Annotated in this window: 25 protein-coding genes; 5 read left to right on the top strand and 20 right to left on the bottom strand. The window is 66.3% G+C overall.

The window, feature by feature from the left end:
• From PDM28_RS11100 to ppsR, 8 genes are all read right to left on the bottom strand, one after another.
• Positions 1-216 (bottom strand): hypothetical protein, encoded by a 216-nt coding sequence (locus PDM28_RS11100; RefSeq protein WP_311182028.1) that lies wholly within the window; start codon positions 214-216, stop codon positions 1-3.
• Between the two features lie 81 nt (positions 217-297).
• Positions 298-783, bottom strand: coding sequence for a hypothetical protein (locus PDM28_RS11105; RefSeq protein WP_311182029.1), 486 nt, complete (start codon positions 781-783; stop codon positions 298-300).
• The gene (phaC, locus tag PDM28_RS11110) at positions 762-1,829 is read right to left on the bottom strand and encodes a class III poly(R)-hydroxyalkanoic acid synthase subunit PhaC (RefSeq protein WP_311182030.1); all 1,068 of its coding nucleotides are present in this window, start codon (positions 1,827-1,829) and stop codon (positions 762-764) included. Before phaC ends, PDM28_RS11105 begins: the two co-directional genes overlap by 22 nt.
• A complete protein-coding gene (phaE, locus tag PDM28_RS11115) occupies positions 1,826-2,818 on the bottom strand; it encodes a class III poly(R)-hydroxyalkanoic acid synthase subunit PhaE (protein ID WP_311182031.1) in 993 nt (330 codons plus the stop codon). The genes phaC and phaE overlap by 4 nt, the downstream gene beginning before the upstream one ends.
• Positions 2,815-3,429, bottom strand: coding sequence for a CDP-alcohol phosphatidyltransferase family protein (locus PDM28_RS11120; RefSeq protein WP_102944811.1), 615 nt, complete (start codon positions 3,427-3,429; stop codon positions 2,815-2,817). The genes phaE and PDM28_RS11120 overlap by 4 nt, the downstream gene beginning before the upstream one ends.
• Before the next feature lie 222 nt (positions 3,430-3,651).
• Positions 3,652-4,140: an NUDIX hydrolase gene (locus PDM28_RS11125; RefSeq protein WP_070206263.1), complete on the bottom strand. Its 489-nt coding sequence runs from the start codon at positions 4,138-4,140 to the stop codon at positions 3,652-3,654.
• A 4-nt stretch (positions 4,141-4,144) separates the two neighbouring features.
• Positions 4,145-4,657, bottom strand: coding sequence for a DUF1249 domain-containing protein (locus tag PDM28_RS11130; protein WP_311182032.1), 513 nt, complete (start codon positions 4,655-4,657; stop codon positions 4,145-4,147).
• A gap of 57 nt (positions 4,658-4,714) precedes the next feature.
• The gene (gene ppsR, locus PDM28_RS11135) at positions 4,715-5,536 is read right to left on the bottom strand and encodes a posphoenolpyruvate synthetase regulatory kinase/phosphorylase PpsR (RefSeq protein ID WP_070206265.1); all 822 of its coding nucleotides are present in this window, start codon (positions 5,534-5,536) and stop codon (positions 4,715-4,717) included.
• Positions 5,537-5,679: 143 nt separating this feature from the next.
• On the opposite strand from ppsR, the gene ppsA reads away from it, so the two are divergent.
• Positions 5,680-8,058, top strand: a complete 2,379-nt coding sequence (ppsA, locus tag PDM28_RS11140) for a phosphoenolpyruvate synthase (protein ID WP_311182033.1) — start codon at positions 5,680-5,682, stop codon at positions 8,056-8,058.
• Between the two features lie 90 nt (positions 8,059-8,148).
• Here ppsA and PDM28_RS11145 read toward each other — a convergent pair whose 3' ends face one another.
• The 9 genes from PDM28_RS11145 to PDM28_RS11185 form a co-directional block, all read right to left on the bottom strand.
• Positions 8,149-9,327, bottom strand: a complete 1,179-nt coding sequence (locus PDM28_RS11145) for an alkene reductase (RefSeq protein WP_311182034.1) — start codon at positions 9,325-9,327, stop codon at positions 8,149-8,151.
• A gap of 282 nt (positions 9,328-9,609) precedes the next feature.
• On the bottom strand, positions 9,610-10,485 hold the full coding sequence (locus PDM28_RS11150) for an EcsC family protein (protein WP_311182035.1): 876 nt from the start codon (positions 10,483-10,485) through the stop codon (positions 9,610-9,612).
• 127 nt (positions 10,486-10,612) lie between these two features.
• Positions 10,613-11,182 carry an oligoribonuclease gene (gene orn / locus PDM28_RS11155; RefSeq protein WP_311182036.1) on the bottom strand — a complete coding sequence of 190 codons (570 nt, stop codon included), beginning with the start codon at positions 11,180-11,182 and terminating at the stop codon, positions 10,613-10,615.
• 46 nt (positions 11,183-11,228) lie between these two features.
• On the bottom strand, positions 11,229-11,753 hold the full coding sequence (gene tadA, locus PDM28_RS11160; protein ID WP_070206270.1) for a tRNA adenosine(34) deaminase TadA: 525 nt from the start codon (positions 11,751-11,753) through the stop codon (positions 11,229-11,231).
• Entirely contained in the window at positions 11,746-12,204 is a 459-nt protein-coding gene (mntR, locus tag PDM28_RS11165) for a manganese-binding transcriptional regulator MntR (RefSeq protein WP_311182038.1), read from the bottom strand. The genes tadA and mntR overlap by 8 nt, the downstream gene beginning before the upstream one ends.
• A 38-nt stretch (positions 12,205-12,242) precedes the next feature.
• Positions 12,243-13,358: a hybrid sensor histidine kinase/response regulator gene (locus PDM28_RS11170; protein WP_311182039.1), complete on the bottom strand. Its 1,116-nt coding sequence runs from the start codon at positions 13,356-13,358 to the stop codon at positions 12,243-12,245.
• Positions 13,355-13,939 (bottom strand): chemotaxis protein CheB, encoded by a 585-nt coding sequence (locus PDM28_RS11175; RefSeq protein WP_311182040.1) that lies wholly within the window; start codon positions 13,937-13,939, stop codon positions 13,355-13,357. The genes PDM28_RS11170 and PDM28_RS11175 overlap by 4 nt, the downstream gene beginning before the upstream one ends.
• A complete protein-coding gene (locus PDM28_RS11180) occupies positions 13,939-14,787 on the bottom strand; it encodes a CheR family methyltransferase (protein ID WP_171966721.1) in 849 nt (282 codons plus the stop codon). Before PDM28_RS11180 ends, PDM28_RS11175 begins: the two co-directional genes overlap by 1 nt.
• The gene (locus PDM28_RS11185; protein ID WP_311182042.1) at positions 14,760-17,858 is read right to left on the bottom strand and encodes a response regulator; all 3,099 of its coding nucleotides are present in this window, start codon (positions 17,856-17,858) and stop codon (positions 14,760-14,762) included. The genes PDM28_RS11180 and PDM28_RS11185 overlap by 28 nt, the downstream gene beginning before the upstream one ends.
• Positions 17,859-18,016: 158 nt before the next feature.
• Here PDM28_RS11185 and PDM28_RS11190 point away from each other — a divergent pair, with 158 nt between their 5' ends.
• The 4 genes from PDM28_RS11190 to PDM28_RS11205 all read left to right on the top strand — a co-directional run bounded on the left by PDM28_RS11190 (position 18,017) and on the right by PDM28_RS11205 (position 21,696).
• Positions 18,017-19,174: a two-component system sensor histidine kinase NtrB gene (locus tag PDM28_RS11190; protein WP_311182043.1), complete on the top strand. Its 1,158-nt coding sequence runs from the start codon at positions 18,017-18,019 to the stop codon at positions 19,172-19,174.
• On the top strand, positions 19,167-19,526 hold the full coding sequence (locus PDM28_RS11195; protein ID WP_311182044.1) for a response regulator: 360 nt from the start codon (positions 19,167-19,169) through the stop codon (positions 19,524-19,526). The genes PDM28_RS11190 and PDM28_RS11195 overlap by 8 nt, the downstream gene beginning before the upstream one ends.
• Positions 19,527-19,615: 89 nt before the next feature.
• Positions 19,616-21,406, top strand: a complete 1,791-nt coding sequence (locus PDM28_RS11200) for a sensor domain-containing phosphodiesterase (RefSeq protein ID WP_311182045.1) — start codon at positions 19,616-19,618, stop codon at positions 21,404-21,406.
• A 59-nt stretch (positions 21,407-21,465) separates the two neighbouring features.
• Positions 21,466-21,696 carry a DUF1653 domain-containing protein gene (locus PDM28_RS11205; protein ID WP_311182046.1) on the top strand — a complete coding sequence of 77 codons (231 nt, stop codon included), beginning with the start codon at positions 21,466-21,468 and terminating at the stop codon, positions 21,694-21,696.
• A 243-nt stretch (positions 21,697-21,939) separates the two neighbouring features.
• Here the strand turns inward: PDM28_RS11205 and PDM28_RS11210 are convergent, their stop codons facing one another.
• Genes PDM28_RS11210 through PDM28_RS11220 form a run of 3 tightly spaced genes read right to left on the bottom strand, consistent with a single transcriptional unit; the run spans position 21,940 to position 24,479 of the window.
• Positions 21,940-22,572, bottom strand: coding sequence for a DUF4189 domain-containing protein (locus PDM28_RS11210; protein WP_311182047.1), 633 nt, complete (start codon positions 22,570-22,572; stop codon positions 21,940-21,942).
• Entirely contained in the window at positions 22,499-23,626 is a 1,128-nt protein-coding gene (locus PDM28_RS11215; RefSeq protein ID WP_311182049.1) for a TrbL/VirB6 family protein, read from the bottom strand. Before PDM28_RS11215 ends, PDM28_RS11210 begins: the two co-directional genes overlap by 74 nt.
• A 43-nt stretch (positions 23,627-23,669) precedes the next feature.
• Positions 23,670-24,479: a hypothetical protein gene (locus tag PDM28_RS11220; protein ID WP_311182051.1), complete on the bottom strand. Its 810-nt coding sequence runs from the start codon at positions 24,477-24,479 to the stop codon at positions 23,670-23,672.

A 24,479-nucleotide genomic window follows, 5' to 3' on the forward strand; every position in this document is an offset into this window, starting at 1 on the left:
TCAGCGGTAGTGGCGGGCCGCGCGCAGCTTCGCGGCGTCGTCGTTGAGCGACTCCAGCGCCATCACCCGAACCCTGCCAAAGCCCTGCAGCTCCATGAAGCGCTCGGTGTAGATCTCGGGGCCGATGTCTGTTTCGGCCTGCGACTTGCTGAATCCGTGGGGCACCAGGCCCTTGTCGCCATCCTTGCTACCACCGACATAAAGAACGATTGCCATGTGATGTGTTCCTCCAGAAACGTCATGCATGTCCAACAGGTCACAGCTTAGCGTGGCCAACCTGACTGGCGTGTCAGGAGGCTAATGACCTTTGCTTTCATGCAGATGACGCCGCGTGGGCCACCAGCCATGGCCGTTCAGCGCGTACAGGTCGGCCGCGCGTTCGAACGGATTGCGTGCGCTGACCCCGCCGCACAGCAGGTACACCGGCAGGTAGAACGGGCCCAGCACCAGGTACTGGAAGACGTGGGCGCGTTCATGGTCGTGCAGGGAGATCACCGGCTCGGTGCAGTGCCCGGCCTGGTGCGCGTAGGTGCGGCACGGCACCTCCAGGCGCGGGCCGGTGTGCAGGATCACGTTGCCCAGGGTGATCGCCCCGCCCGGGCCCCAGGGATACTCGCGGAACACCAGCGCGCAGTCGCGGCGGCTCCAGTACGGGCGGGCGCCGGCCAGCATGCCGAGCAGACCGCCGATCACGCCGATCAGGGTATTGGGCACGGTCCAGACCGCGCCCAGTGCCTGCAGCGCGCGCAGCGCGGTTGGATTCAGGTGCGTTCGGCCAGCCATGCCGAAATGGTACCCGGCACTTCGCGCTGCGCGCGGCCGGAGACATAGATGCCGATGTGGCCGCCGCGGAAACTGCTCTCGGTGTAGTCGTCGCTGCCGATCCGGTCCTTCATCGCGCGTGACGCATCCGGCGGCACCAGGTGGTCCTGCTCGGCGTAGATGTTCAGCACCGGCAGCGTGACCTGGAGCAGGTCCACGTGTTCTTCGCCGATCCGCACGCCGTCGTGCATCAGGCCATTGCCCTGGTAGAACTGCTTGATGAAGTCACGGAACGCTTCGCCGGCCAGGTCGGGCGAGTCGAAGATCCACTTCTCCATGCGCAGGAAATCCTGCAGCGCGGCCTTGTCGTCGAGGATGTCGAGCAGGCCCACGTACTTCTGGATGTTGAGCCGGAACGGCTTGAGCATCAGGTAACTGGCGTTCATCAGGTCGGCCGGGATGTTGCCCAGCGTGTCCACCAGCAGGTCCACGTCCACCTGCCGCGCCCAGTGCGAGAGCATGTTGTCCGGGGTCTGGAAGTCGACCGGCGTGACCATGGTGATCAGGTTGGCCAGCTTGGGCTGGCGCAGCGCGGCGTAGCACAGCGCGAACACCCCGCCCTGGCAGACACCGAGCATGTTGATCGGTGCGCCGTCGTTGGCCGCGACCAGATGGTCCACCGCGCCGTCGACGAAGCGCAGCAGGTAGTCCTCCAGGGTCTGGTAGCGCTCGGAACGGTCCGGGTAGCCCCAATCGAGCACGTACACGTCGTGGCCGAGTGCCAGCAGGCGCTGCACCAGCGAACGGTCGGCCTGCAGGTCGACCATGTACGGGCGGTTGACCAGCGCGTAGACGATCAGCAGCGGCGTGCGCTGTACCGGCGTTTCTTCGCCGACGAAGCGGTACAGGGTCACCTTGCCGTCGCGCCAGACTTCCTCGCGCGCGGTGGCGCCGTAGTCCACGTCTTCGACCGACGGCAGCAGCTTCAGCCCGTCCATCAGCTTGCGCTGCATGGACAGGGTTTCCTGCAGCAGGTCTTCGGCGTTGAAGCCCAGCGGTCCCTTCATGGGGCGGCCTTGCGGGCGCGCGTCGCTTTCTTCGGCGTCGCTTTCTTCGGCGTCGCCTTCTTCGGCGTCGCCTTCTTCGGCTTCGCCGCTACGGCCGGTTCCGGCGCGGCCTTGGCCGCCATGCGCCTTACCAGCCGCTCCAGCTCGGTGATGCGCCGATGCGCGGCATCCATTTCGGTGCGGGTCGGCAGGCCGAACGCTTCGCACAGCCGTTCCACTTCCTGCTGCGCGGCGCTGCGAAGGCGCATCTGGGCATTGCCCAGCGATGCGTACACCTTCTGGAACGGCTCGGACATGGCGACCTTGGCGTAGGCGTCTTCGGCCGCCTCGATCCATAGGTCGAACATCGCGCGCGCACTGGTCAGCTGGTTGCCCGGCTGCTCGTGCTCGGCCAGGCGCTGCTCGAACAGGGCGAACGCGTCGTCCAGCGCCTTTTTGATCTGGTCCACGTAGTCGCTGGCGTGGCCCTGGAATTCCTGCTGGGCGCGCAGCAGCGCCTGCCAGCGCGCCTGATGCTCGCGGCCGGGGCCGAACGCCGGGCTCTGCAGCCACGGACCGAGGTCCTGCTGCAGGCGTTCCAGCAGCGCCAGCAGGTCCGGGCCGCCGGGCTGGGTATGCCCGCGTGCGCCCTGCAGCATCCACTTCAACAGGCCGTCGCCCTGTCCTTCCACCGCGTTGCGCCAGGCCTGGGCGATATCGGCACTGCTGGCGTCCTGGCCGGCGAACTGCGCGGCCACCTGCTGCATGGTGCCGTACCAGCCACCGGCCTGCTCGCGGAACCGATGCACGGCGTCTTCCGACTGCCGGTTGCCCGGACTGGACATCAGCTGCGCCCAGCCGTCGATGGCCTGCTGCCAGCCACCCGGAGCGCCAGGCCCGCCGGCACCGGGGGCGGCCGCATGGCGCAGCGCGTCGCCCCAGGCGCTGAAGTACTGGCGCGCCAGTGCCTCGAAGTCGCCCGCGTCGTGCCCGCTGCCGGCCGTGCTCATGGCTTGGGAATGCGCAGGGTCTTGCTGATCATCAGCGACCCGGACAGGGCGAACAGCAGCACCAGCGGGTGCAGCTGCCACGGACCCAGCTGCCAGCGACCCAGCCACAGGTCGTGGCCGATCGCCCCCATGCTGGCGGCAACGGCCAGCACCACCACCAGCGCCAGGCTGGTCGGAATCGGCGTGCCTTCGAAGTACGGCACCTTGTCGCCCTCGCCGGCCAGCGCCTCGGCGGTGACGTTGTAGCGGGCCAGGCGGCTCACGCCGCAGCACACGAAGTAGCTCAGCACCAGCCAGTCCCAGCCGCCCTGCATGCCGCAGGCATAGGCCAGCGCGGCCGGGGCCACGCCGAAGGAGATCACGTCCGAAAGCGAGTCCAGTTCGCGGCCCAGGGTCGAGCTGGACTTGCGCCAGCGCGCGATGCGCCCGTCCAGCGCGTCGAAGATGAAGGCCAGCGGGATCAGCGCCATGCCGAACAGCAGGTAGCTGCGCTCGCCGTCCTGCAGGAAGCGCATCGCCGCAAACACGGCGCCGGTGCCGCAGAACGCATTGGCCAGGGTGAACCAGTCGGCCAGCTGGAACTCGCGCAGCATCGTGAAGTGACGTTTCATGGAAGCTCGGGTGGCGGCAATACGGAAAGAGTACCGCGAGCGGGCCAAACCGCGACAGCCTTCACGGACAGGCGCGCCTTCGCATGGCACTCACACGGCGCTGACCAGCGGTGAATTTTTCGCCACCCATCTTGACAGCCATGGGCGATGGTCGCTGCCGGGTCTTATCCACAAACTTACGCACCGGTCATCCACACCCCCTGTGGATAACGCGGGGCTCTCCTACAGACGGGTATAGGACCAGCCCTGCATGACGCCATCACGATAGGGCATGACGCCGTGGAACGGGCGCGGGTCTGCGTCGAACACCATCGGCAGGAACTGGCGGTCGCCCTCCCACAGCGGCAGGGTCTCCAGCTTGTCCACGTCCACCCATTCCAGGGTGCCTTCCGGGTTGGAGGTCAGCGGCGTGCCGGTGAAGTCGTCGATGACGAACACGAAGCCGAACCAGTCCTCGCCGGCCTTGCCGAACCCCGGCCAGCTGAGGGTGCCACGCAGGCGCATGGTGCCGCATTCGATGCCGGCCTCTTCCAGGATCTCGCGGCGCATGCCGGCGGCCACGTCCTCGTCGCGCTCGACCTTGCCGCCCAAGCCGTTGTACTTGCCCAGGTGCTGGTCGCCGGGGCGGGCGTTGCGGTGGATCATCAAGGCCTGGCGGCCATCAGGGGACAGCACGTAGCCCAGGGTGGCCACGATCGGGGTATAGGGCATCAGGTCAACCAGCTATCTGGGCGCGACGGGCGTCGGAAGGTGCGGGGGCGGCGTCGCCATCCCGTTGCAGGGTGGCCACGCCGTGGCCGCGCTCGGCCAGGTATTCCAGCCACTTGCCCAGGAAGGTGTTCATGCGCATGCGGTGGCTGATCAGCTCGGCCGGCGGCGGGTACATGCCGACCACGTCCTGCCAGCGGCGTCCCACGTAGCAGTGGGTGGTCTCGGCCTGGCGGGCGTCGCGGTACAGCCGCACATAGGCAGAGGGGTCCGGCTGACCGGTGACCGGGTCGGCGAAATCGTAGGTCAGGCGCAGTTCCACGGTGTACGGGTGGCACTCGATCACGTCCAGGCGCACGTCCAGCCCGTCGCCGACCGAGGACACGTAGCTGCCCGGCATCAGGTCGGCCGGCTCGAACAGCCGGACCAGGTGGCGGTAGTTTTCGGCGTACAGCCCCATCAGCCAGCTCAGGCGGCTGAGCCGGGGAATACGTTCGATGCGGGGCGATGCCTGGGCCATGTCTCGATCCTACACGTTGATCCTTCAACGTGGGGGCGGATTGCCACCGGTCAACCGTCAATACAGCTCGCGCTGCAACCCCAACGTGGTCAATACCTTGCTGGAAATCTCCTCGATCGAGGTATGGGTGGTGCTCAGGGTCGGGATGCGCTCCATCCGGAACATGGTCTCGGCCGCGGCGACCTCCCGCCGGCAGGTTTCCAGGTTGGCGTAGCGCGAATTGGGCCGGCGCTCCTGGCGGATCTGCTGCAGCCGGTCGGGGTCGATGGTCAGCCCGAACAGCTTCTTGCGATAGGGCCGCAGCCGGGCTGGCAGGCGGTCCTGCTCCAGGTCCTCGTCGGTCAGCGGGTAATTGGCCGCGCGCACCCCGTAATGCAGGGCCAGGTAGATGCAGGTCGGGGTCTTGCCGGCCCGCGATACCGCTACCAGGATCACGTCGGCGTCGTCGTAGTTGATGGCGATCCCGTCGTCGTGGGTCAGCGCGAAGTTCATCGCGTTGATGCGGCGGTGGTAGGTCTCGAAGTCGACCATGCCGTGCGCCTGGCCGACCCGGGAATGGCGGTTGACCGCCAGTTCGCGCTCCAGCGGCTCGATGAAGGGGGCGAACACGTCGAGCATCAGCCCGCCGCTTTCGGCCAGGATCATGCTCAGGCCGCTGTCCACGCAGGAACTGACCACGATCGGCCGGACCTGGTAGCGCTCCCCCGCCGCCTTGATCCGTTCACAGGCTTCCCGCGCTTTTTCGGGGTCGTCTATGAACGACATCCGATCGGTGATGAAGCTGAATCCGGAGAACTGGGTGAGCAGGCTATGCCCAATGGTTTCAGCGGTGATACCGGTTCCATCGGATACGTAGAAGACCGGACGGATCGTCGACATATGGCGCTTAACCCCTCTGAAGCTGAAAAAGGCCGACGATACAAGCTTGTGCCGACGGCGGTCTGCCCGGCATCATATCGGCTTCTTCCTACGGACGTGGCCATTAAGCCCGCCTCGGGCGATGGCCAAACGGAGCATCGCGCTTGAACGAGAATATCCTGTGGTTGCACGAACTGCGCCTGGCCGACCTGGCCCGCGTAGGCGGCAAGAATTCGTCGCTTGGCGAAATGATCGGCAATCTTGCCGGTCTGGGGGTTTCTGTCCCCGGCGGTTACGCAACCACCGCTGAAGCCTTCAAGGACTTCATCGCACACAACGATCTTTCCAAGCGCATTTTCGACAAGCTGGCCACGCTGGACGTGGAAGATGTCGCCGCGCTCACCGCAGCCGGCAAGGAAATCCGCGGCTGGGTGATCGACGCCCCGCTGCAGCCGCAGCTGGACCAGGACATCCGCAGCGCCTACAAGCAGCTGTGCGACGAGAACGGCGGCGGCGACGTGGCCGTGGCCGTGCGCTCCTCGGCCACCGCCGAAGACCTGCCCGACGCCTCGTTCGCCGGCCAGCAGGAAACCTTCCTCAACGTCACCGGTGCCGACGACGTCGTGCACAAGGTCAAGGAAGTGTTCGCCTCTCTCTACAACGACCGTGCCATCGCCTACCGCGTGCACCACGGGTTCAAGCACGAAGACGTGTTCCTGTCCTCCGGCGTGCAGCTGATGGTGCGCTCGGGCGTGGGGTCGTCCGGCGTGCTGTTCACCCTGGACACCGAATCGGGCTTCCGTGACGTGGTGTTCGTGACCTCCAGCTTCGGCCTGGGCGAAATGGTCGTGCAGGGAGCGGTCAACCCCGACGAGTTCTACGTCTACAAGCCCACCCTGAATACCGGCAAGCCGGCCATCCTGCGCCGCTCGCTGGGCAGCAAGGCGATCCGCATGGTCTATTCGGACGTGCCCGGTGAGCGCGTGCGCATCGAAGACACTCCGGTGGAGCAGCGCAACACCTTCTCGATCAGCGACGAGGACGTGCAGGAACTGTCCAAGCAGGCGCTGATCATCGAAAAACATTACGGCCGCCCGATGGACATCGAGTGGGCCAAGGACGGCGTGAGCGGCAAGCTGTTCATCGTGCAGGCGCGCCCGGAAACGGTGAAGTCGCGTGGCCACGCCACCCAGATCGAGCGTTTCGCGCTGAACCAGAAGGACGGCAAGGTGCTGGCCGAAGGCCGCGCCGTGGGTGCCAAGATCGGCGCCGGCGTGGCCCGCGTGGTCAAGTCGCTGGACGACATGGCCCGCGTGCAGCCGGGCGACGTGCTGATCGCCGACATGACCGATCCCGATTGGGAACCGGTGATGAAGCGCGCCTCGGCGATCGTGACCAACCGGGGTGGCCGTACCTGCCACGCAGCGATCATCGCGCGTGAGCTGGGCGTGCCGGCCGTGGTTGGTTCGGGCAACGCGACCCAGGTGCTGCAGGACGGCCAGGAAGTGACGGTCAGCTGCGCCGAGGGCGACACCGGCTTCATCTACGAAGGCAAGCTGGACTTCGAACGCACCACCACGGACCTCGGCAACATGCCGCCGGCGCCGCTGAAGATCATGATGAACGTGGCCAACCCGGAACGTGCATTCGACTTCGGCCAGCTGCCCAACGCCGGTATCGGCCTGGCCCGCCTGGAGATGATCATTGCCAGCCACATCGGCATCCATCCGAACGCGCTGCTGGAATACGACCGCCAGGATGCGGCCACGAAGAAGAAGATCGACGAGAAGATCGCCGGTTATGCCGACCCGGTGAGCTTCTACGTGAACCGCCTGGCCGAAGGCATCGCCACGCTGACCGCGTCGGTGGCACCGAACCCGGTGATCGTGCGCCTGTCGGACTTCAAGTCCAACGAGTACGCGAACCTGATCGGCGGCAGCAACTACGAGCCGCACGAAGAGAACCCGATGATCGGCTTCCGCGGCGCCAGCCGTTACGTCGACCCGAGCTTCTCGGCTGCCTTCGCGCTGGAGTGCAAGGCCGTGCTGCGCGTGCGCAACGAGATGGGCCTGGACAACCTGTGGGTCATGATTCCGTTCGTGCGCACGCTGGAAGAAGGCCGCAAGGTGGTCGAAGTGCTGGCGGCCAATGGCCTGAAGCAGGGCGAGAACGGCCTGAAGATCATCATGATGTGCGAAGTGCCGTCCAACGCACTGCTCGCCGATGAGTTCCTGGAGATCTTCGACGGCTTCTCGATCGGCTCCAACGACCTGACCCAGCTGACCCTGGGCCTGGACCGCGACTCCTCGATCGTGGCGCATCTGTTCGACGAGCGGAACCCCGCGGTGAAGAAGCTGCTGTCGCTGGCGATCAAGGCCGCGCGCGCCAAGGGCAAGTACGTGGGCATCTGCGGCCAGGGGCCGTCGGATCACCCGGACCTGGCCGAATGGCTGATGCAGGAAGGCATCGAGTCGGTGTCGTTGAACCCGGACACCGTGGTCGATACCTGGCTGCGGTTGGCCAAGTTGAAGGCCAACAGCTGATAACGAAAAACCCCGCCTCGGCGGGGTTTTTTGTGGTTCAGGCAATGGTGGCTTCGTTCGGGGATCCTGCGGGACACGCGTGGCGTGTCGCTACGCGGTTTCCCGCGCCGACATGCCACGCGATTCATCGGCCCCACCGCGTAGCGACACGCCATGCGAGTCCTCGTGGACCCCGACCGGCAGGTAATCGGTAAACCCATCCTCCCCGCCTCCGAAGAACGTCGCCTTGTCTGGAACGTTCAATTCGAGACCCTGCTGCAACCGCTCCGGCAGGTCCGGGTTGGCAATGAACGGCCGGCCAAACCCGATCAGGTCGGCCCAGCCCTTGGCCAACGCTTCCTCCGCACGCTCCACGGTGTACTTGCCCGCATAGATCAACGTGCCGCGATACACCATGCGCAATGCTTCCTTGAACGCCACCGGCATCACCGGGGCATCCTCCCAATCGGCTTCGGCGATGTGCAGGTAACCCACGCCAATGCTGTCCAGAATGTGCGCGGCAGCCAGGTAGGTCGCCTGCGGGGTGTCGTCCACTGCGCCCTGCAGGGTGGTCAACGGCGCCAGGCGCACGCCGACACGCTCAGCGCCCACTTCAGCGGCAACGGCTTCGGTCACCCCACGCAGGAAACGCAGGCGGTTCTGCAGCGAGCCGCCGTAAGCGTCGGTGCGCTGGTTGGCCTGCGAGTCGATGAACTGGTTGATCAGGTAGCCATTGGCGCCGTGCAGTTCCACGCCATCAAACCCGGCTTCGATCGCACGGCGGGCGGCCAGTGCGTACTCGCGCACGATCTGCGGGATTTCGGCGATCTCCAGCGCACGCGGCATGGAGTGCTGGACCATCTCGCCCACCCCACCCTGCGGGCCGGTGCCGGCGACATCGACGAACACCTTCACGCCCTCGGCCTGCAGCGCCGAAGACGAGACCGGCGCGGCGCCGCCCGGCTGCAGGTCCACATGCGAGACGCGGCCGACGTGCCAGAGCTGGGCGAAGATGCGCCCACCGGCGGCGTGCACGGCGTCGGTGACGCCGCGCCAGCCCGCGACCTGGGCGTCGTCGTGGATACCGGGGGTCCAGGCATAGCCCTGCCCCTGCGGGCTGATCTGGGTGCCTTCGCTGACGATCAGGCCGGCCGAGGCGCGCTGGGCGTAGTACTCGGCCATCAGCGGGGTGGCCACGTTGCCGGCGGCGGCGCGCGAACGGGTCATCGGCGGCATCACGATGCGGTTGGGCAGCGTGAGCGGGCCGAGGCGGTAAGGAGTGAAGAGCATGGGGGATCCTTGCGGGAAGACTGTGGCAAGGATGGGGATGGTGGCGGTCAGGGACCAGCCACATCAGGGCAAAACAGTTGTGCCGTGGGTGCAATGATCGCGGGTGGTTCTGGACACGCGTGGCGTGTCCCTACGCGGGGATGGTCGGCGGTCCGGCGGGCGCGCGACGTAGCGACACGCCATGCGTGTCCCACGGGCACCGTCCGGAGCAGCTATACAGGCGCCGGATGAACCACGAGGGACACGCATGGCGTGTCGCTACGCGGCGGGGCGTTTGGGTTGTCAGCCCGGGGGGCGTTGGCCCGCCAGCAGGTTGTAGGCGCTACGCACTGTTTCGTAGCCGTACTGGCGTTCGAGGCGGCGCACGATGAAGTGGCCGCGCGCCATGTCCTGGTAGTAGTCGGTGAACATGGTGTTGAGCGTGGCGCCAGCCACCGCGCCGATGATCGGGACCGCCTGGGCGGCGAATTTCTCGGTGACCACCACGCCGAAGCGGGCGGCGACCTTTTCGACGATCTTGGCCAGCCACTTGCCGGCTTCCTTGGGGGTCAGCCCGATCATCACCCCGCCGCCACCGACGGCCGCGCCGGCCAGTTCGGCCGAGAGGTGACGCATCACTTCGGCGGTGAAGCCGCGGGTGATGTAGTAGCCGGTTTCGCTGGCGTCGTCCTGGCCGGAGTTGCCGCCCAGCGCGAACACTTCCAGGCAGGCGTGGCGAGTGCCCATCTCGCTGAGGTCGAAACCCTCGCTGCGGGCGACGTCGGCGACCGAGCGCATCATGATCGTGGTCGACACCGGCAGTTCCAGGAACAGCGCGGTGAAGCCGAAGGCACCGCCCAGCGCACCAGTGGCGGCGGCCGCGGCCTTGTGCCAGCGGGTGGACGCCTCCTTGCCGGGCGTGTTGTCCATGCTCCAGAGCGCGGCCTGCGCCGACTTGAACAGTGCCGCCTCGACCGCGCCGTGGATCCGCTTGGACACCGACTGCGGCAGCTTCTTCACCGCAAACTCGAGCGGTGAGCCGATCAGGTTGGCCATCTTGGCGGTGAGCGTGGGCGATTCGAGCAGCGCCACCGCCCGTTCGAGGTCGGCCCAGTCCTTGGAGGTGGGCACGATCTTCGCCTCGATGGGCGGCGGCAAGATGCGGACGATATGACTCATGGGGCGATCATACCCCTGCCCGATTGAACGGATCGTTGGCGGCAACGGCAGCCGGGCAGAGCCCGGCTCTACGGCCGGGGGCCGACTGCATTGCCGTGCGGTAGTGCCGGGCTCTGCCCGGCAGGCCTTACACCGGTAGACCCGACAGCGCGCCCATGAACTGGCGGTAATGGCGCAGTTCGGCGATCGAATCGTGCACGTCGCTCAGCGCGGTGTGGCTGGAGGTCTTGCCTACCCCGGCAGCCACGGTCGGCGCCCAGCGCCGGGCCAGTTCCTTGACCGTGGACACGTCCAGGTTGCGGTAATGGAAGTACTTTTCCAGGCGCGGCATTTCACGGTGCAGGAAACGGCGGTCCTGGCAGATCGAGTTGCCGCACATCGGCGAGGCGCCGGCCTTGATCCACTGGGCCAGGAAGTTCACGGTCTGCGCTTCGGCCTGGGCCAGGGTGACCTGGCTCTCCACCACGCGCTGCCACAGCCCGGAACGGCGGTGCTGGTTGCGGTTCCATTCGTCCATCGCTTCCAGCCGCTCCACCGGATGGTGGATGGCGAACTCCGGACCTTCGGCCAGCACGTTCAACTGCGCGTCGGTGACCACGGTGGCGATCTCGATGATCGCGTCGTTGTCGGTGTCCAGACCGGTCATTTCCAGGTCGATCCAGATCAGTCGTTCGCCTTCTGCGCCGTTGTCTGCCATGTTTTCCAGCCGTTTTTACGAAAGGGTGATGATACCGCGCACGACGTCAGGGAAGCAGCAGCGGCGGTTTGCCGCGCTTGGCGCGGAAGTAGTTGGTCAGGCGCGTGCTGGCTTCCTTGGCCAACACCCCACCATGCAGTTCAACGCGGTGGTTGTGGCGCGGATCGCCGAGCAGGTCGAACACGCTGCCGCAGGCGCCGGTCTTGGGGTCGGTGGCCGCGTACACCAGCCGCGCCACGCGCGCATGCACTACCGCCATCGCGCACATCGCGCACGGCTCCAGGGTCACGTACAGGGTGCTGCCCAGCAGGCGGTGGTTGGCCAGCGCCCTGCCCGCCTGGCGCATCGCCACGATCTCGGCGTGGGCGCTGGGGTCGTGGTCGGCGATGTTGAGGTTCCAGCCCTCGCCCAGCACGGTGCCATCGGCCCCGACCAGCACCGCGCCCACCGGGATTTCGTTGAACTCACGCTCGGCACGTTCGGCCAGGGCCAGCGCGTGCTGCATCCAGTGCTCGTCCTGGTCGTGCACCGGCACGCCCAGCGGCGGCGGCGCGGGCAGGCGCTCAACCACGGCCGTCGGCCTTGCGCACGAATGCCTCGAAGGCGGCCAGGGTGGCTTCGCTGACATGGTGTTCGATGCCTTCGGCGTCGCGGCGGGCAGAGTCCGGGTCCACGCCCAGCGCCAGCAGGAAGCGCTCCACGGTCTGGTGGCGGGCGCGCATCTCCACGGCCAGCTGCTCGCCGGCCGGGGTCAGGAACACGCCCCGGTACGGGCGCTGGATCGCCCAGCCTTCCTTGACCAGCCGCTTGAGCGCCTTGGCCACGGTCGGCTGTGCCACCCCGAGCCGGGTCGCGATATCGACCTGGCGGGCCTCGCGGCCATCGGCGATCAGGTCAGCGATCAGCTCCACGTAGTCTTCCACCAGCTCCGAGCGCCGCGCCTCGCGCACCTGCACGAACCCTTCCACATGGACCTGGGCATCGATCAGCGGCGTAGGCGTCTTGCGGGCAGTAGGCGACATACGGACAGTTTACCGTAGTGACGGGCCATGCCCGTCAGTCAGGCATCCCGCCGCATCAGCCCCGTCTCGAACACCACTTCCCCGTCCAGGTTGCGCGCCGCCAGGTCCCCGCCATGCGCGCGGGCGAACTCATGGGCAATGAACAGCCCCAGTCCCAGCCCGCGGCTGTCGTGGAAACTGGCCTTGAACGGCTCGAACAGGCGCGGCAGCAGCGCCTCGGGAATCTGCCCCGCGTTGCGCACCTGCAGTCGCAGCGAGTCGCCCGCCAGCCCGCGCACCACCACCTGCACCGGTGCGTTGCCCCCGTGCAGCACCGCGTTGCCGACCAGGTTGGAGAGCAGCTGCGCCAGCCGGTCCGGGTCGCCATGCAGGCAGGTATCGCCTTCCACCTGCAGCTCGATGTGCGCCTGCGGGTGGGCACGGCTCATCTCGCTGACCACCGCCGCCGCCACCTCGGCCAGGTCACAGGCCACCTGCTGCAGGCGCAGGCCACCGCTGCGGATGCGCGAGAAGTCGAGCAGCTGCTCCACCATCCGCGCCATGCGCACCGCGCTGTTCTCCAGGTGCACCAGCGTCTGCTGCGCCGACGGGTCATCGGGCAGGTCCAGCGCCAGCTTGTCCGCGCACAGCAGGATCGCCGAGAGCGGCGTGCGCAGGTCGTGGGTGAGCACGGCCATCATCGTTTCGTTGAGCGTCAGCGCGTGCTCCAGCGCCTGGTTGCGCGCCTTGAGCAGCTGCTTCTGCTGGTAGAGCTCGATGAACACGTTGACCTTGCTCATGATCACCTGCGGCTCGATCGGCTTGTGCAGGAAATCCACCGCGCCGCTCTCATAGCCCTTGAACGCGCGCACCGGGTCGTTCGGCGAAGCGGTAAGGAAGATGATCGGTACATCGCGGCTGCGCTGCGAACCGCGCATCAGTTCAGCCAGCGAGAAGCCGTCGATCTCGGGCATGTGCACGTCCAGCAGCGCCAGCGCCACTTCGTGCTCCAGCAGCAGTTCCAGCGCTTCCGCACCGGAGGCCGCGCACAGGATGTCGAGTCCGTCGCGGCGCAGCAGCGCTTCCATGGCCACCAGGTTCTGCGGCACGTCGTCGACGATCAGCAGGTTGACCCGGTCGGTGGTGGCCGCAGGGGTGGGCGCAATCAGGTTCATCGTGCAAGGCCTTTCATACGCGAACAAAGGGAGTCTAGGGTCAACACCGCATCGGCGCCGGCATGGGCCAGCGCCGCTGCCGGCATGATCGGGGAAAAGGCGTCGTCCGGGCTCTGGATCCAGGCCTGGCCGCCCGCCTCGCGGACGGCTGCAACACCGGCACTGCCATCGTTGCTGGCCCCGGTCAGCAGGATCGCCAGCACGCCGCCGCCGAATACATCGGCCGCGCTCTCGAACAGCGGGTCGATCGCGGGACGCGAGAACAGCACCGGCGGGTCGACCGACAGCGCCAGGCTGTCGCGGTCCTCCACCAGCAGGTGGTAATCCGGCGGCGCGAAGGTCACCGTCCCCGGCACCAGCGCCTGCTTGTCCTCGGCTTCCCGTACCGGCAAGGCGCAGCCGTGGTCGAGCAGGTCGGCAATCCGGCTGGGGCGGTCGCGCGGCAGGTGCAGCACCACCAGCACGGCCATCGGCAGCCCGGCCGGCAGCGCGGCCAGCAGCGCCTGCAGAGCACGCACGCCGCCGGCGGAGGCGCCGACCACGATCAGTTCGATGTTGGGCTGCACGGCGTCGGCGTCCATCAGGCCAGCTTCCGGTACAGGCGCTGCTCGCGCGCGCAGGCTTCGAATTCGTTGGCGTGCTCGCCGAACTGCAGCGACTCCTTGCTGCCCAGCCCCAGGAAGCCACGGTGCACGAGCGCTTCATGGAACAGGCCGATGGCGCGGTCCTGCAGGGCACGCTGGAAGTAGATCAGCACGTTGCGGCACGACACCAGGTGGACCTCGGAGAACACCGTGTCGGTGGCCAGGCTGTGGTCGGCGAACACGATGTTGCGCTTGAGCCGGCGGTCGAACACCACCCCGCCGTAGCCGGTGCTGTAGTAGTCCGACAGCGAGCCGCTGCCACCGGCCTCCAGGTAGTTGCGGCTGAACTGGGCCAGGCGGTCCAGCGGGAACGCACCGGCTTCGGCCGCCTGCAGCGCCTCGGGGTTGATGTCGGTGGCGTAGATGATGGCGCGGTCGAGCAGCCCTTCTTCCTGCAGCAGGATCGCCAGCGACCACACTTCTTCGCCGGTGCTGCAACCGGCGATCCACAGCTTGATCGAGGGATACGTGCGCAGCACGGGGATGGCGTGCTCGCGCAGCATGCGGAAGTACGCGGGGTCGCGGAACATCTCCGAGACCTGCACGGTGAAGTACTGCATCGCCAGCGCGAACGTGTCCGGTTCGTGCAGCAGCCGGTGTTGCAACGCGCCCATGCTGTCGCAGTCGAAGCGTGCCATGGCATGTCGCATGCGCCGCCGCAGCGATGCCAGCGCGTAGTCGCGGAAGTCGTAGTGGTAGCGCTGGTACACCGCCTCCAGCAGCAGCTTCAGCTCCAGGTCGTACAGCTCGGCCTCGTTCATCGACGCGAGCACCACACGCGGCACAGCGAGACCAGCTTGTCCACATCGATGGGCTTGGCGATGTAATCGTTGGCACCGGCCTGCAGGCAGTGCTCGCGGTCATCCGGCATGGCCTTGGCGGTCAGCGCGATGATCGGCAGGTCGCGCCAGCGGTTGTCGCGGCGGATCTCGCGCATCGCGGTCAGGCCGTCCATCTCCGGCATCATGATGTCCATCAGCACCAGGTCGATGTCCGGACCCAGCCGCTCCAAGGCTTCACGGCCGTTGCGGGCGATCTCCAGCTTCACCCCCAGCGGCTCGAGCACGCTGGACAACGCAAAGATGTTGCGCACGTCGTCCTCGGCCAGCAGCACGGTGCGGCCGTCCAGCACCGCGTCGCGGCGGCGCGCTTCGCGCAGCAGGCGCTGCTGGTCGCTGGGCAGCGAGGCTTCCACGCTGTGCAGGAACAGGGTCACTTCATCCAGCAGGCGCTCGGGCGAACGCGCGCCCTTGATGATGATGCTCTTGGAATAGCGGCGCAGGCGCTGCTCTTCGTCGCGGGTCAGCGCACGCCCGGTGTAGACGATCACCGGGGGGAAGCCCAGCGCCTCGTTGCCGGCCATGTGCTCAAGCAGGTCATAACCGGTGCCGTCGGGCAGCGCCAGGTCGGTCACCATGCAGTCGAAGGTGGAACCGGACAGCTCGGCAATCGCCTCGGCGAGGGTGCCAACGGCGGTGATCTCCAGCTGGTCGCGGCCCAGCAGCAGCTGCAGGTTGGAGCGCAGCGCGCTGTCGTCCTCGACGATCAGCAGGCGGCGCACGTCGCGCTCGTTGGTGGCTTCCAGCTGCTGGATCGCCTCGACCAGGCGCTCGCGCGTGGCCGGCTTGATGACGTAGCCGATGGCGCCGAGCTCCAGCGCGACCTGCGAACGCTCCAGCCCGGACACCACGTGCACCGGAATGTGGCGCGTGGCCGGGTCGCGCTTGAGGCGCTCCAGCACGCTCAGGCCGGACACGTCCGGCAGGCCGATATCCAGCAGGATGCCGTTCGGGCGCAGCTCGGCGGCCAGCGAAAGGGCCTCTTCGGCCGTCTGCGCGACCACGCAGTCGAAGTCCAGCTCATGCGCCATGCCGACCAGCGCCTCGGCGAAGGCCACATCGTCCTCCACCACCAGGATCATGCGCCCGGCGCGGCTGCGGCGGCCACGGTCGTCGACCACGCGCGGGCCCTGCGGTGCGACCGGTGCGTCGTGACCCGTGCCGAACAGCGGCGCGGCAGCGGCGGGCTTGGGCGTCGGCGCCATGCGCACGTCCGGCGCGGCGGCCAGCGGTGCGGGGCTGGCGCCAGCGGCCAGCGGCAGTTCCAGGGTGAAGCAGCTGCCGCGCCCCGGCTCGCTCGACACGGAAATATCGCCGCCCATCCGCGTGGCCAGGTCGCGCGAGATCGACAGGCCCAGGCCGGTGCCGCCGTAGCGACGGCGGGTACTGCCATCGGCCTGGCGGAACGCTTCGAAGATCACCTCGGTCTGGGCCTGGGCGATGCCGATGCCGGTATCGCTCACTGCGAACTGGATCCGCCCTGCCCCGTTGCCACGCACCACCAGCGAGACGCTGCCGTGCTCGGTGAACTTGATCGCATTGGCCAGCAGGTTCTTCAGGATCTGCTGCAGGCGCTGGCCGTCGGCCACCAGCTGGGTCGGCGCGTCAGCGTCGGCGCGGATATCCAGCGTCAAGCCCTTCTGCGCGGCCAGCGGCTCGAAGGTGTCCTTCAGGCGCTGCAGCACGCTGGGCACGGCCAGGTTCTCTTCGGCCAGTTCCACATGGCCGGCTTCGATCCGCGACAGGTCGAGGATGTCGTTGATCAGGGCCAGCAGGTCGTTGTTGGACGAGTGGATGGCCTGGGCGTACTTCACCTGCTCGGCGGTCAGGGTGCCGTCCTTGTTGTCTGCCAGCAGCTTGGCCAGGATCAGTGCGCTGTTGAGCGGCGTGCGCAGCTCGTGCGACATGTTGGCCAGGAACTCGGACTTGTAGCGGGAGCTGGCCTCCAGTTCGCGGCTGTTCTGCACCAGCTGGCCCTGCGCGATCAGCAGCGCCTGCTGGCGCGCTTCCAGTTCGTGGGTGCGCTCTTCCAGCTGCACGTTGGTCTGTTCCAGCTCGGCCTGCTGCTGTTCCAGGCTGGCCTGCGAATGCAGCAGGCTGCGGCTCTGTTCCTCCAGCTCTTCGTTGGCCACCCGCAGTTCTTCCTGCTGGGTCTGCAGTTCTTCGCTCTGGCGCTGGGTTTCTTCCAGCAGCTCCACCAGCTGCGCGCGCAGCAGGGCGGTGCGCATGGCCATGCCCACCGGTTCGGCGCACTGCAGCAGCAGGTCCAGTTCCAGCGAACGTGCCGGGGATGCCCCGGCACGGCCCAGCTCGATCAGGCCGATCACCACGCCGTCGGCGGTGATAGGACCGAGCAGGCGCTGGTGCACGACGGTGCGGCCCAGCGCGGTTTCGATTTCCAGCGGGCTTTCGCCCTCTTCCAACCGGCGTGGCGTGCCGGCGCGCAGCACCTCGCCCCACTGCCCGGCCGAGGTCGGCAGCGACTCGGGAAGGTGCGCAGGCAGTGCGGCCCCGCCCACCAGCACCAGGCGCTCACCCTGCAGCCGGTACAGCGCGCCCACGTCGGCGTTGAGGCGGGCGCACAGCGAACGCATCGCCGCGTCAGCCAGCGTGCGCGGTTCGGGATCGCCGCGCAGGCTCACGGTCACATCGTTCTCGCCTTCCTGCAGCCACAGCGCATCGGCGGCGGTGCGGCGCGCCTGGATCGCCTTGACCACGGTCAGTGCCATCAACAGGAACGAAATGCCCCCAATGGTGCGATTGACGAAGGAGAACGCCGAATTGGTGCTGGCCGGCGCCAGGTTGTAGCCCACCACGAGCAGCACGCAGGATCCCACCGCCACCAGCACGGGTACCTCCAGGCGGCGCTGGAACAGCGTGATCCCCACCGCCATGAAGTAGGTCAGCCACACCGCGTAGCCCAGCGGCACCACCAGTTCCAGGCCGATGGTCAGGCCCATCAGGCCGGCGGATGCCAGCCAGATCCAGCGGTCGCGAGCAGTCGGCGCAGCATTCATCCAGACACTTCCAGCGTGAAAAGGGGTTCGATGTTAACCGAACAGTGAATGCGTGCGTTATGCGACAGATGGCGTCGTGTTCAGATCCATTCTTGACACTATCTTCACATGATCGCTTCTACGGTTCGGACCCTTACCGGGGGAGTAGAACCGTCGCCGTGGTCCAGGCCGTCACCGACATCGCGCCATCTGCTGATGATCGCCTGCAGCTGCAGTTGTTGATCGATCATGTGTCCGACCATGCGATCTACATGCTGGACGCGCAGGGCCGCATCCGCAGCTGGAACCGTGGCTGCGAACGGGTCAAGGGCTACACCGGCGAAGAAGCGCTCGGCCAGCATGTCGGATTGTTCTACGGCGCCGATGACCGCGCCCAGGGGGTTCCGCAGCAGACCCTGGCCCAGGCCGAAGCACAGGGCCGCTTCGTCGGCGAAGGCTGGCGCGTGCGCCGCAGCGGCGAACGCTTCCGCGCCAGCGAGGTGATCGAAGCCGTGCGCCAGGACGGCGTGCTGCTGGGCTTCGTCAAGGTCACCCAGGACATTACCGAGCGCTATCAGGCCCAGCGCCTGCTGCAGGATGCCCAGCGCGCACGTGAACAGCTTCAGCAGTTCGAGGGCGTCGGCCGCCTGACCCGCGGCCTGGCGCACGAATTCAACAACCTGCTGACCACCATCGGCACTGCGCTCGACCTGATCGCGGCACAGCCGGTGGCCGACACGCGCACCCGTGAACTGGCCGACCTGGCCCAGGCCGCCGCCGACCGTGGTTCGCTGCTGACCCGCCAATTGCTTGCGTTTTCGGCTGATCAGACGCTCATCCGCGAGCCGCTGCAGGTGGCGCAGCTGCTGCAGGACCAGCTTTCGTCGCTGCAGCGCGCCTGCCCACCCGACATCCTGCTGCGTACGGAAGTGCCTTTCGACCTACCTCGAATCGTCACCGATGGCGTACAGTTGCACACTGCCCTGCTGAACCTGCTGCTCAACAGCTGCGAGGCCATGCCACAAGGCGGAACCATCACCCTCAGCGCCCGGGTCGAGCAACGCCTCGCGCCGGACCTTGCTACTCCCACCCAGCGTCGCTACGTGGCCATCTCGGTCACCGACCTGGGCAGCGGCATGCCGCCGGACGTGGCAGAGCGCGCCAGCGAGCCGTTCTTCACCACCAAGGAAGTCGGCAAGGGCAGCGGGCTTGGGCTCAGCCAGGTGTTTGGCTTCGTGTCCCAGTGCGATGGATTCGTCGATGTGCAGACCGCCCCCGGACGCGGTACCACTGTCCGTTTGTTGTTACCCGCCCTGGAGGAAACCGCCCATGTCTGAGCCGCTTCGTGTATTGATGGTTGAAGACCAGGCGGACCTGCGCGAGTTGATCGGTACGGCGCTCCGCGATTTCGGCATCGACGTGCAGACGGCCGAGGACGGCCACGAGGCGGTGAAGAAGATCGCGGAGTTCGCTGACTTCGACATCGTGTTCAGCGACGTCAATATGCCCAACAACATGACCGGGCTGCAGCTCAGCGAGCACGTCGCGGCGGTCCTCCCCAACGCGCGGATGATTCTCTCTTCGGGCTACGCGCGATCCCAGCTGCCTGCCCTGCCGGATAATGTCGAGTTTCTGGCCAAGCCATATCGGTTGCCGCATCTGATCAAGTTGATCCGCTCACCCGAGTGAATGCTTCATACCTGAACGACTGCGTTCACACAGGCTCTGCAACCGCAGCGGGATAGTACCGGTGTACTCCGTATGACAGGACGCACCGGATGCTCGACCGCAGCCAGGATCTCGAACGCATTGCGTTGATCGAAGCGCTCAATGTGATGGATCCAGCCTTGGGCCGTTCGTTGGACCCGATCACCGAACTGGCGGCATTTACCTTTGGTACCCCGATTGCGCTGATCTCGATCGTGGACGCCGACTCGCAGCAGTTCATCTCACGGGTCGGGCTGGCACTGGAGCGCACCGACCGCCACCACTCGATCTGTTCGTGTGCCATCGAATCCAGCTGCATCCTGCAGATCAGCGACCTGCGCGAAGATCCGCGGTTCCGCGACAACCCCATCGTGACCGGTCCCGAGCGCATGCGCTTCTATGCCGGCGCGCCGCTTGTGACCCGAAGTGGCATCGCCCTAGGGACGCTGTGCCTGATGGACCGCGAACCGCGAGAGCTTTCTGCCAACGAACAACGGCAGCTGCAGACGTTGGCACGGATCGTTGTCAACCAGATGGAGCTGACCATGTCTGTCGGACGCCGTGAGCCCATCAGCGGGCTGCCCAACCGCCAGCAGTTCCAGGCCGACCTGAGCGTGCTCAGCCGGCGCGACGGCGCCAGCCGCTTCACCGGCGTGCTACTGGATGTGTTCGACCTGCAGAGCGCGAACGACGCCGGCCAGGCGCTGGGCCTGAAGCCGGTGGAATCCCTGCTGCGGCAGGCCGCGCTGCGGGTGCAGGAAGTGATGAGTGACGATGTGCAGGTCTACCACGTAGCCGCTACGCGGTTTGCCTTCGTGCTGCGCGACCATTCGCACGACCAGGTGGAAGCTCTGATGGGCCGCCTGCGCGAGCGCATGCGTCGGCCCCTGATGGTCGGCAGCATTCCCATGTCGCCGCAGTTCCATGCCGGCGTGTGCGACTTCCACGCCGACCCGGAAGAAGCCGGGGACCTGGTGCGCAAGTGCATGGTCGCGCTGAATCACGCGCTGCATGCAGACGCATGTGTGTGCTGGTATTCCGCCGACCGCGACGCGCACCTGCGGCGCCGTTACCGTCTCGCGTCAGACGCTGCGCGGGGTCTGGCGCAGGACCAGTTCAGCCTGGTGTACCAACCCCGCTACGACCTTTCCGACGACCAGCCGGTGTCGGCAGAGGCACTACTGCGCTGGACCCATCCAATGCTGGGGCCGATCAGCCCGGGCGAGTTCATCCCGGTACTTGAATGCACCGCACTGATGCCGCAGCTGAGCCAGTGGGTGATCGAACACGCCTTCGCGCAGGCAGCGCGCTGGCAGCAGCAGCTGCCGGGTTTCGCCATGTCGATCAACCTGTCGCCGCGCGATTTCGACAACGAGCAGCTGTGGACCGGGATGGCCGAGCGGCTGCGCATGCATGGACTGGCGCCGACGCAGATTGAAGTGGAGATTACCGAAGGCCAGTGGCTGCACAGCCACCCGGCCGCCCTGCCCCAGCTGCGCGCGATGGCGGCGGCCGGAGTGCGCATCGCCATCGATGACTTCGGCAGCGGCTACAGCAACTTCGGCTACCTGAGCGAAGTGCCGATCAGTCATATCAAGGTAGACCAGAGCCTGGTCACCGGCCTGGCGCGTTCGCGCACCGCGCGGTTGAAAGTGGAGGCGATCATCAAGCTGGCCCATCAGCTCGGCTACCGCACGGTGGCGGAAGGCGTGGAGCATGAGGGCGAGCTGTCGTTGCTGCGGCTGTGGGGCTGCAACGAGGCGCAGGGGTACTATCTGGCGCGGCCGATGAGCGCCGAGGCAGTCACGCAGCTGGTGTTGGCGCATCGTGCAGGGCCGCCGCTTGAGCCGGATGCCGACTAGCGGACCGGTCGTGAGCGGCATCCTGCGATAATCCGGTTTTCCCCAGCGTGGTGCACCCGATGTCCGACCTCTCCCCCCTGCCCCAGATCGCCCCCGGCCACTACCGCCATTTCAAGGGCGGCGAGTACGAGGTGATCGACGTGGTCCGCAGCAGCGAGACCCTGGAACCGATGGTGCTGTACCGCGCGTTGTACGGTGAGCACGGCTTGTGGGTGCGCCCGTATGAGATGTTCTGCGCGACGGTGGAAGTGGACGGCGTGACCCAGCCGAGGTTCGCCCGCACCGCATGATAGCGCCGCCGGGTACCGGGTGATGGCGATCCCCCGGTAGAGCCACGCCCTGCGTGGCTGGAATTGTGCACAAATCAGGAACGGACGCGTAGCGACACGCCAAGCGTGTCCCACGGAAGCCGTCATCATCCATGGCAATTCGTTGCCCGTTGCGCGTCCGACGTTCCCACGGACACGCATGGCGTGTCGCTACCGGGATGCCCGGCCTCTCCGGGCAAAGCCCGGCGCTACCGCGAACGCCTGCTAGAACTTCTCAAAGTATGGCTCACTGCAACCCGAGTACTCCAACTTGCAGGTACCACTACCCGCGCGCCTGCAGTCCTCGGTCGCTCGTTCAGTGGCGGCTTCAATCGTCGCGCCTGTATTCAGCTTCGTCCCGAGCCCCTTGTCAGCAGCCACTGCGGCGACGCACTGGTTCTTGTAGGTCAAGCCCACTTTGCAGTCAGTGGCACCCCATTTGGAACACCGCTCGAGCGATTCCCGAGCAGCTTCATTCTTTGATAGCTTGCCCTTTGAAACGCCAGCGTCTCCTCCCGCTGAGGTTGCGATAGCTCCCCATGTCTTGATCCAGCGCCCCGTCGGAACGGGAGACTGACTGTCTCCTCCAGACGCCGGCACCGGAGCACACCCACCGGCGCCTTGACCTCCGATGGGGTACTGACCGGGTGGACACCTACCTTCCGCAAGCGAAGTGAATGGAAGGGCACAGAGTCCGAACATGGCAGCGATGCACCAAAACAGCAATGAGCTCGTGTTTTCGCTACAAAACTTCCGCGTCATCGTTTCACCTCGAAATCCATCGTCATCCAGCGAGTCCACGCTGACCGGTCGGGGGCGCGGAAGGCGCGTCGCCCGTGTTGTAGCGAGATACGTCATTCACCGGCACTGCGGTACTGGTATCCGCGCGCTGCGGTGCCGGCGGCGTATACGACCCCGGCGGCTGGCCTTGCGGACCAGCAGCTGCCGAGCCGCCTATTTGGGAATATGCCATGAAGGTGCCCAAGGTCCCTTGGAAGAAGAACGCGGCCATTGGGGGGGCGGTCAGGATCAGCGTGGTGAGGATCAGGCCCATGCCGCCCTGCTGCATGGCTTGGCTGGTCATGCCGTCGCTCATCGCGTCCTTCAGGAAGAAGCTGTTGATCAGCGACGAGGTCCAGAACGCGGCGGAGACGCGGATCACCATGTCCAATGCGATGGAAACCATCGCCGACAGCACGGCCATGGAGAACATGGTGCCTATGCCGTAGAACAACCACTTCTGGAACAGCTGCTTGGTCTGGTCGAACAGCAGGCACAGGATGAATAGTGGGCCGAAGCCAATGAACAGCGCGATGGCGACCTGGTACAGCAGCAGCATGGCCCCTGCAGTAACCGCCGGCCCACCAGTACCGATGCCGATGAACCACATGGCGCGGGTCTTTTCCTGCTGCAGCCCGCCATCATCCAGCACCTTGATCGCATCGATGCTTGACAGCGCCACCTGCATCCAGGCCAGGCTCTTGTCGATCTGGTCCTCCGCAGTGCCACTCTCCCCCGTCACCACGCGGGTGATCAGGCCACCCACGTCCCTGGTCAGGAAGTCGCTGACGCTGGTCCCGAACATGGCCATGGTGGTGGCTACGCTGATGATCAGCGCCGCGCGGGCCATGTTGGTGACCAGCGCCATCATCGAATCCCGGCTCTGTCCGGTAATGATGCGGTAGCCCTGCACCAGCACCCACAGGGTCATCAGGACCAGGGCGATGCCGCCGACCCAGGCCATCATCCGGCCCATCATTTCGATGCCGAAGTCGTTGATGCGCGCGCGAAGGTAATCCAGGATCAGCTTGAAGAAGACGAAGTCGCCGATCGACTGGACACGCACCGCGTAGCCAAGCAGATCCTGCAAGCCGCCTGAGAAATCAAAATTGAAAATCGACCTGATCGACATTTCCACAATCCCTTGATGATGCTGCTACTGCGTTCGGCCGTGATTACTTGACGCTGAGCGCGCCCTTCAGCGCAGCCGTCTTGACCAGGTCGCCGATGATGTTCTTGGTGGTGTCGCCCTTGAGCGCGTTCTGCGCCACCACCTTCTGGTTGGCCTCCATCACTTCGATGTAGGCGTCGTAGGAGCGCATGCGCGACTGCCAGATCTGTGACTGCACGGCCAGGTCATTGGCCATGCGCAGCGCTTCGCTGTCGGTGCCCTGCACATTGCCCTGGCTGTTGCTGAAGATGCGCAGATTGAAGATCCGGGTCAGCGAGGACTGCATCAGCGGGACCGACTCGGTCATGAAGCGCACCGCCTCGTTGTACTTGCGGTTCTGCATCATGCGGATGTTCACGCAGATCTGGGTCTGCTGTTCCTTGAAGTCGGCCTGCGGGTTGAACACGAAGGTCTTGAACAACCCCATCGGGCTCAGATCGGTGCCCCCGCCGCAACTCTGCGAAACAAGGTAGTTCTCGGAGACCGGGGTGAGCGTGATCCCCTGCGGCATGCCGAAGTCATTCAGCACCGCCTGCACCTGTACCAGCGCCTGCGCATACTGCTCCAGGGTTCGGATCCAGCGGGTGCGCTGCTCCACGTACTCGGCCGCGTCCTGCGCCTTGGAGGCATACGCCGTGATCTCCGCCTTGTAGGTGTTGATCTGGTTCATGATCTGCTGGTACACGCTGGGGCCCACTTCGACCACCGGCATGGTGTAGGCCGGCGCCGGGGCGTTGCACATCAGCACGGTCACCAGAGAGAGTGCCGCCAGGCGGTAGCTGAAATGGCGGCGACGGGTCTTGTTATCGTTCAT

This window comes from Stenotrophomonas aracearum (assembly GCF_031834615.1).
GTDB lineage: Bacteria > Pseudomonadota > Gammaproteobacteria > Xanthomonadales > Xanthomonadaceae > Stenotrophomonas > Stenotrophomonas aracearum.